Source organism: Photorhabdus sp. RM71S (genome assembly GCF_042879355.1).
Lineage (GTDB): Bacteria > Pseudomonadota > Gammaproteobacteria > Enterobacterales > Enterobacteriaceae > Photorhabdus > Photorhabdus kayaii.
In genome coordinates, this window is sequence record NZ_JBHFKV010000293.1 from 1 (window position 1) to 233 (window position 233).

The 233-nt window shown below is 61.4% G+C and carries 1 protein-coding gene; it reads right to left on the reverse strand.

Annotated features, from left to right (window positions below):
- Nucleotides 1–233 (reverse strand): hypothetical protein (locus ACGF5R_RS24950; protein WP_387693338.1); only part of this gene is annotated, 233 nt, incomplete at both ends.

The following is a 233-nucleotide window of genomic DNA, read 5'->3' on the forward strand; positions in this document are numbered from 1 at the left end:
GTTCGGGTCGATAACCGGTATCACCAGCGAACCGGTAAAGTGCTCGTGCCCGCTGTCGCGCATAATCCCCACGGCCCGAAGACGGGCGCGGATCTGTGCGCCGGCCTGCACGGCCTTGATGGGCAGGCGATAGGCTAACGTGCGGTTGGCAAAGCCCAGTTTAAACTGGGCGACTAATTCCGGGTGGTTGAGCCGCCGTTTTTCCAGATAAGCCAGGGCTTCGGGGGCATTCA